The sequence below is a fragment of the Marivita sp. genome, from assembly GCF_051859345.1.
Classification (GTDB): domain Bacteria; phylum Pseudomonadota; class Alphaproteobacteria; order Rhodobacterales; family Rhodobacteraceae; genus Marivita.
The window spans coordinates 30,284-41,828 of sequence record NZ_JBHYFV010000036.1 but is presented as its reverse complement, the minus strand read 5'-3'; the positions used below and the strand labels follow the sequence as shown (position 1 = coordinate 41,828).

12 protein-coding genes and 1 pseudogene are annotated in these 11,545 nt (G+C 60.3%); 7 read left to right on the top strand and 6 right to left on the bottom strand.

From position 1 onward, the window contains the following. Positions 1–814 precede the first annotated feature (814 nt). Genes ACTIEN_RS17960 through ACTIEN_RS17945 form a run of 4 tightly spaced genes read left to right on the top strand, consistent with a single transcriptional unit; the run spans position 815 to position 4,348 of the window. Positions 815–1,825 carry a TRAP transporter substrate-binding protein gene (locus ACTIEN_RS17960; RefSeq protein WP_439524529.1) on the top strand — a complete coding sequence of 337 codons (1,011 nt, stop codon included), beginning with the start codon at positions 815–817 and terminating at the stop codon, positions 1,823–1,825. Between the two features lie 39 nt (positions 1,826–1,864). Further along, complete coding sequence (locus tag ACTIEN_RS17955; RefSeq protein WP_439524528.1) at positions 1,865–2,602, top strand: TRAP transporter small permease; 738 nt, start codon at positions 1,865–1,867, stop codon at positions 2,600–2,602. A 3-nt stretch (positions 2,603–2,605) separates the two neighbouring features. Next, entirely contained in the window at positions 2,606–3,892 is a 1,287-nt protein-coding gene (locus ACTIEN_RS17950) for a TRAP transporter large permease (protein ID WP_439524527.1), read from the top strand. 12 nt (positions 3,893–3,904) lie between these two features. After that, positions 3,905–4,348: a universal stress protein gene (locus tag ACTIEN_RS17945; RefSeq protein ID WP_439524526.1), complete on the top strand. Its 444-nt coding sequence runs from the start codon at positions 3,905–3,907 to the stop codon at positions 4,346–4,348. Between the two features lie 160 nt (positions 4,349–4,508). Here ACTIEN_RS17945 and ACTIEN_RS17940 read toward each other — a convergent pair. From ACTIEN_RS17940 to ACTIEN_RS17925, 4 genes and pseudogenes are all read right to left on the bottom strand, one after another. Beyond that, positions 4,509–4,705: pseudogene (locus tag ACTIEN_RS17940) on the bottom strand (IS6 family transposase); the annotation flags it as partial. After that, positions 4,679–4,915 (bottom strand): hypothetical protein, encoded by a 237-nt coding sequence (locus ACTIEN_RS17935; RefSeq protein ID WP_439524530.1) that lies wholly within the window; start codon positions 4,913–4,915, stop codon positions 4,679–4,681. The pseudogene ACTIEN_RS17940 and the gene ACTIEN_RS17935, both read right to left, overlap by 27 nt. A 95-nt stretch (positions 4,916–5,010) precedes the next feature. After that, entirely contained in the window at positions 5,011–5,679 is a 669-nt protein-coding gene (locus ACTIEN_RS17930) for a hypothetical protein (RefSeq protein WP_439524525.1), read from the bottom strand. A 15-nt stretch (positions 5,680–5,694) separates the two neighbouring features. Further along, positions 5,695–6,300 carry a hypothetical protein gene (locus ACTIEN_RS17925; RefSeq protein WP_439524524.1) on the bottom strand — a complete coding sequence of 202 codons (606 nt, stop codon included), beginning with the start codon at positions 6,298–6,300 and terminating at the stop codon, positions 5,695–5,697. 77 nt (positions 6,301–6,377) lie between these two features. Here ACTIEN_RS17925 and ACTIEN_RS17920 point away from each other — a divergent pair, with 77 nt between their 5' ends. After that, positions 6,378–7,169 (top strand): IclR family transcriptional regulator, encoded by a 792-nt coding sequence (locus ACTIEN_RS17920; RefSeq protein WP_439524523.1) that lies wholly within the window; start codon positions 6,378–6,380, stop codon positions 7,167–7,169. A 9-nt stretch (positions 7,170–7,178) separates the two neighbouring features. Here the strand turns inward: ACTIEN_RS17920 and ACTIEN_RS17915 are convergent, their stop codons facing one another. Continuing rightward, positions 7,179–8,054: a 3-keto-5-aminohexanoate cleavage protein gene (locus ACTIEN_RS17915; protein ID WP_439524522.1), complete on the bottom strand. Its 876-nt coding sequence runs from the start codon at positions 8,052–8,054 to the stop codon at positions 7,179–7,181. Between the two features lies 1 nt (position 8,055). After that, positions 8,056–9,396: an aspartate aminotransferase family protein gene (locus ACTIEN_RS17910; protein WP_439524521.1), complete on the bottom strand. Its 1,341-nt coding sequence runs from the start codon at positions 9,394–9,396 to the stop codon at positions 8,056–8,058. Between the two features lie 103 nt (positions 9,397–9,499). Between ACTIEN_RS17910 and ACTIEN_RS17905 the strand changes: the two genes are divergently transcribed. Then, a complete protein-coding gene (locus ACTIEN_RS17905; RefSeq protein ID WP_439524520.1) occupies positions 9,500–10,666 on the top strand; it encodes a CaiB/BaiF CoA transferase family protein in 1,167 nt (388 codons plus the stop codon). Next, on the top strand, positions 10,663–11,538 hold the full coding sequence (locus tag ACTIEN_RS17900; RefSeq protein ID WP_439524519.1) for an SMP-30/gluconolactonase/LRE family protein: 876 nt from the start codon (positions 10,663–10,665) through the stop codon (positions 11,536–11,538). Before ACTIEN_RS17905 ends, ACTIEN_RS17900 begins: the two co-directional genes overlap by 4 nt. Positions 11,539–11,545 lie beyond the last annotated feature (7 nt).

The following is an 11,545-nucleotide window of genomic DNA, read 5'->3' as shown; positions in this document are numbered from 1 at the left end:
GCAACGGCGTCAAGGAGGGCGTCATCGAAGCGATGAAGTTCTTCACCAACGTCAAGACCTACTCCCTCCCTTGGCCGCTGTAGAATGCCTTTGCCTTTCTAAAATTCTGGGCCAGATTTCTCAGCGGGATCATGGACAGCACCGGTCGACGACCTGAGGATACGTCCCTTCTGGATCAACAGGAAGGGCCAAATGCCAACAGGACGTCTGACCATGCGCCGAATACGGGCAAACGACTTCAGAGCAGCCCATTCAAAATAATGCAACAGTCCCGGTAGCGGAGCAGCACCGCGCAACGACAAATCCGAAAATCACCTCGCGCGAGCAAACCTCAAGGTCACGGTGCCAGCCAAGTGCTCTGGGTGGCAGGAGTTTTTTTTCGACACAGATTCCATCATATATATGGACGAATTTGGACTGGTTCGGGTTGCCTAGACACCACATTTGCGTGAGTTGAGCGCGCGCGACACGGCCATAGCCATATAGGTCAAACCAAACCTGAAGCACAAGCGACCCCATTAAATCGACGCTTCAAAGTGCGCCAACTGGTTGAGAAACGCTTCGCAAAAGTCAATGAATTCGCGTGTTTAGCCCAAGGAAAAATTAAAATCTCTTGCAGTTATCCGGCCACTGGAATTTCGTTTCAGCCCCCATAGCGTCAAGAAGACTGTTCACATGGCCAAATGTTTTCATTGACTCTTATTGACCATCGCTAAACCTTTTAGGTGAGCCGCAAGAGCATCGTCCGCCTGCGGCACGCACAGCCCTTGGCGCGGTCAAGACCGCAGCGGGGCGCAGAATCAAGGAGCATCACATGTCTTACAGAAATCTTGCGGCCACCGGCGTATTCGCGCTGTTGATGAGTTCGGGCGCGGTCATGGCGGACACATGGCGCTATGCCTTCGAAGAGGCGCTGGAAGAGGTCCAGGGCAAGTTCGCCCAGAAATTCAAGGAAGAAGTCGAAGCCAATTCCGACCACTCGGTTCAGCTGTTTCCGTTTGGCACGCTTGGCGAATCGGACTCGATCCTCGAGCAGACACAATCCGGCATCCTGCAATTCGTCGATCAATCGCCGGGCTTTACAGGGGCATTGATCCCCGAGGCGCAGGTCTTTTTCGTGCCTTACCTGTTGCCGCAGGACGAGGAAACGTTGGCCACTTTCTTCGAGGAATCCAAGGCCATCAACGAAATGTTCCCGCCACTCTACGCCGAACAGGGGCTGGAGTTGCTGACCATGTTCCCCGAGGGCGAGGTCATGATGACCACGTCGGAGCCTGTCACCGGGCCGGCAGATCTCAACGAGGTCAAGTTCCGCGTGATGACCAACCCGCTGCTGGTGGAAAGCTACAAGTCCTTCGGCGCGACGCCCACGCCCCTTCCTTGGGGCGAGGTCTACGGCGCGCTGCAAACCGGCATCATCCAAGGGCAGGAAAACCCGGCCTTCTTCATCGAATCAACCAAGATGTACGAGGTGACCGATCACATCACCCGCGCGGGTCATAACAACTTCACCACCGCGGTGATGGCCAACAAGGAGTTCTATGACGGGCTCTCGGACGAGGACCGGCAGGTGGTCGACAACGCCATCGACGTCGCCTTCGACTACATCATCGAGTATCAGGACGGGCTGACCGAGGAATCTCTTGCCAAGATAACGGAAGCCAAGCCTTCGATGACGATCACCACGCTGACCGAGGAGCAGCGCCAGCCTTTCGTGGATACGGCAGCTTCCGTCGAGGAGCAGTTTCTCGAGATCGGCGGCGACCAAGCGGAAGCGATCCTGAGCCAACTCAAGGCTGACCTCGAAGCGGTCACCTCCGAGTAAGGGCCCGGACCCGGCGCCGCGTTTTTCTCTGCGGTGCCGGTGCTGGACCGGATCTGGATGTCTGCCTGCCACGGATGGCCGGTATGCGTCCCGAAACCACAATCATTACTCAGGAGCGTGACGATGCGCCCAGAAAAAGAAGACCGCCCGGAGGTGGACCAGGACATCATTGCTGCTGCGCGAACGACAGCCGTCGACAGCGACGATATTGACGATTCCAGTTACGTCTCGAGCCTGCCGGGGATTTTGGGCGTGATCGACGTCGCCATCGCCCGGATCGAGGCGATATTGCTCGCCGTGGGGGTGCTGGCCATGGCCGTCAATACCATGGCAAACGTGGTGGGGCGCTTCGTGCTGGGGCAAAGCCTGTTCTTTTCTGAAGAGGTGAACCGCGCGCTGATCATTCTGATCACCTTTGCGGGCATCTCCTATGCCGCGCGACACGGGCGGCATATCCGCATGTCGGCGTTTTTCGATGCGCTGCCGCCGCCGTTGCGCAAACTGTTGATGATCGTCATCGCCGTCGTGACCTCGGCGGCGATGTTTCTGCTGACATGGTATTCCGTCGATTACCTGCTGGCGCAAATGGGGCGCGGCCGCCTTCTGCCCGCGTTACAGGTGCCGGTCTGGTGGATCATCGTCTGGGCGCCTCTGGGTTTCTTCCTGACCGGGCTGCAATACGCGCTGACGGCAATCAAGAATATTATCGACAAGGATATCTGGCTCTCGACAAGTACACTCGAGGGCTATTCCGACGACGCAGAAGAGGAAGTCTGAACCATGGCCATCGCAATCTTTTCCGTCATGATCGTATTATTGCTGCTGGGCTTCCCGATGATGGTTCCCCTGATCGCAGGGTCCCTCATTGGTTTTGTGGCGCTGTTCGGAGGCTTGGGACAGCTCGACACGATGGTGCAGCAGATCCTCGGCGGCATTCAACCCGCCAGCCTGATCGCGGTGCCGATGTTCATCTTCGCCGCCGACATCATGACGCGCGGGCAATCCGCCAATCGGCTGATCGACCTCGTGATGACCTTCGTGGGCCACCTCAAGGGCGGGCTTGCGGTCTCGACCGCTACGGCTTGCACGCTGTTCGGCGCTGTCTCGGGTTCAACTCAGGCAACGGTGGTTGCCGTTGGCGGTCCGCTGCGTCCGCGAATGCTGAAAGCGGGCTACAAGGACAGTTTCGTGCTGGCGCTGGTAGTCAACTCCTCGGACATCGCCTTCCTGATCCCGCCATCCATCGGCATGATCATCTACGGGGTGGTCTCGGGCACTTCGATCTCTGAACTGTTCATCGCGGGCATCGGGCCAGGCCTGCTGATCCTGTTCATGTTCTCGGTCTATTCCTACATTTATGCGATCCGCAACAACGTGCCCACCGAACCAAAGTCGACATGGAGCGAGCGTGGCAGTGCCATTCAGCGCGCGCTCTGGCCGCTTGGCTTTCCGGTGATCATCGTCGGCGGCATCTATGGCGGGATCTTCTCGCCAACCGAAGCGGCGGCGGCCTGCGTGCTTTACGCGCTGGTGCTGGAAATGGTGGTCTTCCGTGAGATGAGTTTCAACCAGCTGTATTCCACAGCCAAGTCGACCGGGCTGATCACGGCGGTGGTCTTCATCCTCGTGGGTGCCGGGGCTGCCTTTTCTTACGTCATCAGCTTCGCGCAAATCCCACAACAGGTGCTGGGTGCCATCGGAATTGACGAGATGGGGCAGTACGGCGTGCTCTTCACAATTTCGATCGCTTTCTTCGTGGGCTGCATGTTCGTCGACCCGATCGTCGTGATCCTGATCTTGGTTCCGATCTTCGCCCCGGTGGTGCAGGCGGTCGGGCTGGACCCGGTCCTGGTCGGCACCATCATCACCTTGCAGGTGGCCATCGGCAGCGCCACACCGCCCTTTGGCTGCGACATCTTCACTGCCATCGCGGTGTTCAAGCGCCCTTATTCCGAGGTGGTGCGCGGCACGCCGCCCTTCATCATCATGCTGCTCACGGTAGCCGTTCTATTGATCTTCTTCCCACAGATCGCGCTCTTCCTGCGCGACCTGGCATTCAACAAATGAGGAGGCTGCGCGATGTTCAAGAAAATCCTGCTGGCCTATGACGGTTCCAAGGGCGCGGACGCCGCGCTGGAGAAGGCCGCGGCGTTCTGCAAGCTTTCTGGCGGCGAATTGGTCGTGCTGACGGTGTACCGGCATCATTCGCTGCTCGAGGCATCGCTGTCGATGGTCCGCGGTACGGGTGAGCATCTTGGCAAGCCGGATAGCGCGATGCGCGAAGCCGCGCGCGAGGCGGCGGACCACGCAAAGATCCGCGCGCTCGAATTGGGCGTGTCCGAGGTCCATGCCTACATCAAGGGCGGACAGACGGCGCGGACTATTGTGACCTTCGCCTCGGATCGCACCTGCGACCTGATCGTCGTGGGCTCGCGTGGATTGGGTGCGTCGGAAAGTTACATGCTCGGATCGGTCAGCCACAAGGTGACCAGCATCACCTCGATCCCGGTGCTGGTTGTCTGAACCCATGTCGCGAATCCGCCATGTTGCGGACCAAGACCGTTTATCACAAACGTCCCCGGCATCGTTCGGTCCGATGCATACCCGTCCCGATCCAAGAAAGGCTGGACGGGGGTTGTCACGTTAACTGCCCGAGTTTGGAAGTCAGCATGCCGGTCGTTTATCAAGCGACATTTGCTGCGGATTTCCACGCCTCGAATGCTTCTGGCCGATGGTGAGTGCGGAACGTCGGCGGGCTGGCACGGAAAAACGATTGCGGGTCGCGGATTGCATGGGGACGAAGCGCTACAATCCAACCGGTGATCGGAAATCCTGCATCACCCGCTCTCGTTTTCAAAAAGGCAGATGGCTATTTTCTGCGCCCTTGCCGGGGATGGTGCTGACCGGCTGTCCGTCATAAGCTTCGTTCACCATTTCCGAGATTGCGGTGGCGGTCGGAAACCAGGTGCCGGTCGCGCCCCCGGACACAAAGGTCGCGACGTCGTGTTGCTTGTCCTGCGCGAAAGCGCCCGCGCTGAGCGCAATCGTTATCCCGACCGTAGCGGCCGAAATCAGCTTCATGTTGGTCATCTTCTTTTCTCCCGATGGTTTTGGTTGGGTTGGTGGATAAATCCGCGAATGTGGGCTCTCGGTCATGGTACTCGGCGCGCTTTTCGACACCCTGCTCATTCAAAGAAGGTCGCGTTGCGGCCACCGGCCACGATGTCAAAGCGGAAGCCCCGATCAACGTCACGGTCCGGCGTTTCATAAGGTTTGCCAATGTTGCGCTCAAAACCATCGCCCATGAGAACCGCCATCGGATCGGTCGCATTGTTTGGCTCATCCGGAAAATACATCTGGGTGATGAGTCGCGCAGACCCGCCGCTGATCGACAGGTGGATGTGTTTCGGCCGCCAGCGCCCGATGTCGGGGCGCGCGAGATAGGCGCCGGGGCTGATGGTCCAGAACCGGTAACGCCCCTCGTCATTGGTCAGCACACGCCCCATGCCAAAGAAATTCTCGTCCAGCTTCAGGCCCGAGTGATCGTCGATATGCCGGTAGCGCCCGTAGTGGTTGGCGTTCCAGATCTCCAACAGAGCGCCCCGCAGCGGCCGACCGCTTTCGCTGCGCAGCGTGCCGGTGATCTCGATCGCCTCGCCATCGGCGCGGGGCAGGTCCGGGGCGATGCGGGTCAAGTCCCATTCATGCTGACGGGTCACCGCGCGGGCAGGCACCACAGGCGCAAAACTATCGCGTACCGCTTCGGGGATCAGTCGTAGCCGCTGGCGCGGGGTGCGCTGATCAGATGTGTTATCGGTCGGCCCGATGCCGAGTCGTCTTCCGAGGTTGGTCATTCTGGCACCCTCCTTTCAGCTTTCGACGTCGTCGAAGAACGGGGTTTCATTGTCGCCGGCCATGATGATGTCGAAACGATAGATCTCCGCGCCATCTTCGGCGGTGCCGTCACGTCTTGCCATCAGGCGGGGATGGTCTTCGGGCTCCAGCGCTTGCAGCAACGGGTCGGAGTCATTGGCCGGATGTCCGGCAAAGAACAGTTGTGTCACCAACCGGTTGATGCCGTCGGAAAACAGCGTAACCGTAATATTGGGAGCGCGCCCCGGCGTCGGCCCGGGCAGGATGGTGCGGAAAGAATAATCGCCGCCGCGGCTGCGCAACCGGCCATATCCAAAGAACCACGGGTCGATATCGGCGTGGCCCTCGGTCGCGGGTGTACGATAGATGCCCTTGGCATTCGCTTGCCAGAACTCCATCACCACGCCATTGGCCAGATTGCCGTGCCGATCAATGACCCGCCCGCGCAGGATGAGATGTTGACCACTTGCGCCGGCCGCCACGCCGGGGTGGACGCGGGTCAGATCCTCCAGGCTGTCATCGCCGAAATAGATCGGGAAATACGGACCGCAGGTGTCTTCGTTGGTCGGCAGCAGCGCATTGGCTCTTTGTTCTTTGCTCATTCATTTCCTCCATTGAACCTGATGCGTTTTGCATCTAAAACATACACGCACTCCATGGTGAAAGATAATCCCCTCCGATGACTGAATCCGCCAACCATTCCATCTACTTCGTGCCCGGCCTGCAACGTGGGTTGAGGGTGCTTGAAATCCTTGGCGCGGCGGCCGAGCCGATGACGCTGAGTGAGATCGCCCGCAAGATGGAGCTGAGCCGCTCCTCGGCCTTCCGGCTTGTTTATACCCTGCGCCACATGGGCTTTCTCAAGGAGGCTGCTCAGAAGAATACATTCACCCTGGGGGCGCGGGTTCTTAACCTGGGCTTTGCCTATCTTAACCAATTGCCAATCACGAGCATCGCGCGTCCGCACCTTTCGGCGCTGCGGGATGTGACCGGGGTCAGCACACATCTGAGCGTGCTCGAAGGTCAAGACGTGCTGTATCTGGGCAGCCATCAGGCGCGGACCGGGTTTGTGTCCAACATGGTGACGGGGACGCGCACCGACGCCTATGCCTCGGCCATCGGCTGGTGCCTGTTGTCGTCCAAGAGCGATGCGGAGCTTGCGGCGTTCTGCGACGGGTTGGAGATGAAGGCGTTGACTGAACACACCCCGACCAGCTTTGCCAGGCTCAAGGCGCGTGTCGATGAAGTACGCGCCAACGGCTTTATATTTTCGCGCGGCTTTCACGAGCCCGGAGGCTCCAGCGTCGCCGTGCCGGTGCGCGACAACAGCGGAGCTGTGGCGGCGTGTGTCAATATCTCCGGCCCCGACAGCGGCTTTGAATTCGACCGGATCGACAGTTTTTACGTGCCCGAAACCCGGGCCTGCGCGCTGCGTATCTCGCGCGAGTTGGGATATGGTGGACCCGAGTAACATGACGGCTCAGCCGAGCCCAAGGATTGTGCGAGCTTCCGACGGGCAGGCTATTTCGCCGCCGAGGCTGGTGATGATGCTCACGGCTTTTTCCACCAGCTGCGCGTTGGAGCGGCAATGCTCACCCTTGGAGATATAGGCGGTGTCTTCCATGCCGATGCGGCAATGCCCGCCGAGCAGGAAGGCCTGCGCCAGCATCGGAAAGGCCATGCGGCCAATGCCGAAGCCTGCCCATTCGGTACCCTCTGGCAGCTGGCTGGCGAGGAAGGCCATGGTTTCGGGATTGGCGACGGCGCCAAAGCGCACGCCCAGCACCATCTGCACCATCAGCGGCGACTGGATCACGCCGCGATTGATGAAATCCTTGAGCATATGAAGGTCGCCCGAGTCAAAGATCTCCACCTCGGGTTTGACCCCGGCGGCATAGATGCGATCGGCCATGATCTCGAGGTTGTGCGGCGCATTGATGACGCTGGCCTGACCGGACCACATGGTATTGAAATCCAGCGTGCAGATGTCGGGGCGCAGCTCTTCGACATGGGCCACACGTTTCTCCGGCACACAAAGGGTCGACCCCGGTGCGGCCACCTGCGGATTGTCCTGCGACGGCACAAAACGCCCGCCCTCGCCAGTCGTGAGGTTAAGGATGACGTCTTCGTTCTGCTCGCGGATGCGCTCGACCAACTCGCGATAGAGCGCCAGATCCATCGCGCCTTTGGCCGTCTCTGGGTCGCGCACATGCAGATGCAGGATCGCGGCCCCGGCCTTGGCTGCATCCAGCGCCTGTTCGGCGATTTGTTCGGGCGTGATCGGCAGATATGGGCTGATTTCCGGTGTCATCAGATTTCCGGTGATCGCGGCGGTGAGGATGGTCTTGCGCGACATATCAGAGCCCCGGTCTTGCGAGCGCCGCATCGACAGCGGCGGCGAGAAGATCGGCGATCTGTTCGATCTCTTCAGGCGTCGTGATATAGGCTGGGGCCAGCAGGACATGATCGCCGTTCATGCCGTCGGCACAGCCCTGCGCCGGGTAGCACATCAGCCCAAGCTCCAAGGCGGCCGCGCGGATGGCGGGGGCCAGCTCGACAGATGCAGGGAAGGGCGATTTGCTGGTGCGATCCTGCACCAACTCAATGCTCCAGAACAGCCCGCGCCCGCGTATATCGCCAACATTCGGATGCTGGCCGAACCGCGCGGTGAGCGCAGTCCGAAGCTGTTCACCACACAGTCGAACATTCTCCAACAGATTTTCCTCTTCGATCACCTGTTGCACCGCCAGCGCCCCGGCAGTGGCAATCGCATGAGACATATAGGTGTGTCCGTTCCACAAAAGACCGCTGCCATCCTTGATGGCGGTAACGACGTTCTCTGCAGCCATGACGGCGGCGATGGGCGAATAACCCGCTCCCAATCCCTTGGCCAATGTGGTGATGTCGGCGGCGATGCCTTCTTGTTCCAGCGCGAAAAGACTGCCGGTGCGACCCATGCCACACATGACTTCGTCGGCAATCAGCAACACACCGTGTTCGTCGCAAATCTCACGGATGCGCCTGAAATAGCCCTCGGGTGCCGGTTGGGTGCCCAGTGAGGCACCGACCACAGGCTCGGCGACAAAAGCCATGACGGTTTCGGGGCCGAGCGCGCGGATCTGCTCGTCCAGGAGGTTGGCCATGCGCAGGGCAAAATCCGACTCCGATTCACCGTCATGCCGCATCCGGTAGCCATAGGCTGCGTCGATATGGGTGACTTGCATCAACAGCGGCTGGAACGGTGCTCTCCGTCCGGCATGGCCGCCGGTGGCCAGGGCACCCAGGGTGTTGCCATGGTAAGAGGGTGCGCGGGCGATGACCTTGCTGCGGGTCGTCTCACCCCGTTCCATGTAATACTGGCGTGCCAGCTTCAGCGCGGCTTCCATCGCCTCGGAACCGCTGCCAACATACATCACCCGGCCATTCCCGGTGCCCTTTGGGGCGCGGGCAATCAGGAAACTGGCAAGCTCTTCTGCCGGATTATTGGTGAAAAAGCTGGTGTGGGCAAAAGCGACGCCATCGATCTGCGCCTTCAGTGCCGCGCGGACTTTTTCATTGTCGTGCCCGAGGCAGGAGACTGCCGCACCACCACAGGCATCCAGATACCGCTTGCCATTGTGGTCGATGAGATAGCTTCCCTCGCCGGCTACGACTGTGGGCAGGGTTGTGTTCAAAGACCGGTGTAGGAGGTGGGACATGATTCTTGTTACCGTCTTGCATATGGATTAGAGTTTTGTATATTAAACGATAGCGGAAGACTCAAGCAGTTTCCGTTCGAGCAGAGGAAAACGGGAGCATCTGATGCGGGGCGCGATGTCGGGAATACGCGTGATTGAGCTGTCACAAGTTCTCGCGGCACCATTTTGCGGTTACCAGTTTGCCTTGCTGGGCGCCGAGGTCATCAAGGTTGAATTGCCCGACGCGCCCGATTGTGCCCGGGGCCGGGGGCCGCTGCCCGAACTGAACGCCCGAGGAGTCGGGCTGAATTATCAGGTGCAGGGCGGTAACAAGCGGTCGCTGGCGCTGGATATCCGCACCGGGCAGGGGCGCGCGGCATTGCTAAGGCTGATCGAGGGTGCCGATGTCTTTCTGGAAAATTACACAACCGGCACGCTGGAGGCGCTTGGTCTTGGTCATGAGGCGCTCAGCCGGATCAACCCGCGCCTCGTTTACTGTTCAATGACCGGCTACGGTGAGAGCGGTCCGAAGGCGACCACCGGCGCCTATGACAACACCATACAGGCTGCCTCTGGCATCATCGCGCAGAGTGGCGGGCACAAGCCGGGCGTGTCCTTCGTCGATTATGCTGCGGGCTATTCCGCCGCCTTCGCAATCTCGGCGGCGCTTTTGCAGCGCGAACGCACCGGCGCGGGCTGCCATATCAGCGCCTCCATGTTGGAAGTGGCGCTGTCGCTGATGTCCCCGGAGGCGGCCACAAAACAGCTGGCTCCCGAGACTGCCAAACACAAAGAGGCCGGGATCTCTACCTTTGACACTGCCGAGGGGCGGTTGATGCTGGGCGCGTTCAAACCTTCGCAATACCGCAAACTGGGCAGCTGTCTTTCGGGGCTCGGGCATGACGTGCCTCTGCTGTCGGAAATCCATGACTGGCCTGATGCCTGGACGCATGGCGCGGAGCTTCAGGCGGCGTTGCAAGAGATATTCCTCCAGCGCAGTGCCGCCGAATGGCAGGCCATTCTACAGGCCGCCGATGTACCTGCCGAACGGCTGGTGTCATTGGAAGATGCGGTTGCCGCACCGCAGCTTTCCGCGCGCGGATATTTCGCCCCATCGCCCGCAGACCCCTCAGTCACATTACCGCTTGCCGGATTCAAGATGAGCCAGGGCGGTGCCGCACTGCACAGCGCACCGCCGGGGCTGGGACAGGACAGCCGTGCGGTTCTGGCCGGAGCCGGGCTCGGGGAGGCCGAGATTGATGCGCTCTTTGCCGAAGGGATCGCCAAATGATCTACCTGACTGCCGAGCCTGCCTTAACTCTGCCCGAGGAGTATCGCCATCGCGGCGAACCCTCCGCCTGGGCAAAGATGACAAGGCCCGGTCAGCCGATGCATTCCTTTCTGGAGGCGGCCTTCTTCGACGCGGCGCGCAATCTGTGGCTGTCGGATGTGCCTTATGGGCGGGTTTTTCGTATCTCGCCGCAGGGCGATTGGCAGCAAATGCACCGGATCGACGGCGAACTCCACGCCATGCGCATCGCGCCTGATGGACGCCATATCGCGGTGGACTACCGCAACGGGCTGATCGAATTGACCGGGCCGGAACACTTCGACGTTCTCAGCACGGGGTTGCCGAACCAGCCGTTCCTTGGTCTGTCAGATATGTGCTACGGCGCGGATGGTACGTTGTGGTTCACCGATAGTGGCCGCACATCGCTAAGCGACCCGCGCGGGCGGGTCTATTGCCTCACGCCGTCTGGCAATCTGCGGCTGTTGCTTGATTGCGTGCCCTATTCCAACGGTATTTGTCTCTCGCCGGATGGCGCGTGGCTTTATATCGCCGCTACGCGGGCCAATCAGGTCTGGCGTCTTTCCACGCGGTTGCCCGAGACCGGTTTGCCGATGGTCGGCACCTTCCTGCAACTCTCTGGCGGGCTGGGGCCGGATGGGCTTGCCACCAATGCGCGTGGCTGGCTTGCGGTGGCGCAGGCGCAGGCCGGGCGGGCCTATGTGTTTGATGCGCTTGGCGATCCGCTGGCCGAGGTCCGCCTGCCCGACGGGCAATGGACCACCTCGGTCACCTTCCACCCCGACGTGCCCAACCGGCTTTACATTGTCGATGCCCAGACGGGCAGCGTCTTTACCTCTGACATTCCTGACTGATGGATCA

Bases quoted from the DNA above. Each gene is read 5' to 3' on its own strand.
- ACTIEN_RS17960 (WP_439524529.1), top strand. From the start codon at position 815: ATGTCTTACAGAAATCTTGCGGCCACCGGCGTATTCGCGCTGTTGATG.
- ACTIEN_RS17950 (WP_439524527.1), top strand. From the start codon at position 2,606: ATGGCCATCGCAATCTTTTCCGTCATGATCGTATTATTGCTGCTGGGC.
- ACTIEN_RS17945 (WP_439524526.1), top strand. From the start codon at position 3,905: ATGTTCAAGAAAATCCTGCTGGCCTATGACGGTTCCAAGGGCGCGGAC.
- ACTIEN_RS17935 (WP_439524530.1), bottom strand. From the start codon at position 4,915: ATGACCAACATGAAGCTGATTTCGGCCGCTACGGTCGGGATAACGATT.
- ACTIEN_RS17930 (WP_439524525.1), bottom strand. From the start codon at position 5,679: ATGACCAACCTCGGAAGACGACTCGGCATCGGGCCGACCGATAACACA.
- ACTIEN_RS17925 (WP_439524524.1), bottom strand. From the start codon at position 6,300: ATGAGCAAAGAACAAAGAGCCAATGCGCTGCTGCCGACCAACGAAGAC.
- ACTIEN_RS17920 (WP_439524523.1), top strand. From the start codon at position 6,378: ATGACTGAATCCGCCAACCATTCCATCTACTTCGTGCCCGGCCTGCAA.
- ACTIEN_RS17915 (WP_439524522.1), bottom strand. From the start codon at position 8,054: ATGTCGCGCAAGACCATCCTCACCGCCGCGATCACCGGAAATCTGATG.
- ACTIEN_RS17910 (WP_439524521.1), bottom strand. From the start codon at position 9,396: ATGTCCCACCTCCTACACCGGTCTTTGAACACAACCCTGCCCACAGTC.
- ACTIEN_RS17905 (WP_439524520.1), top strand. From the start codon at position 9,500: ATGCGGGGCGCGATGTCGGGAATACGCGTGATTGAGCTGTCACAAGTT.
- ACTIEN_RS17900 (WP_439524519.1), top strand. From the start codon at position 10,663: ATGATCTACCTGACTGCCGAGCCTGCCTTAACTCTGCCCGAGGAGTAT.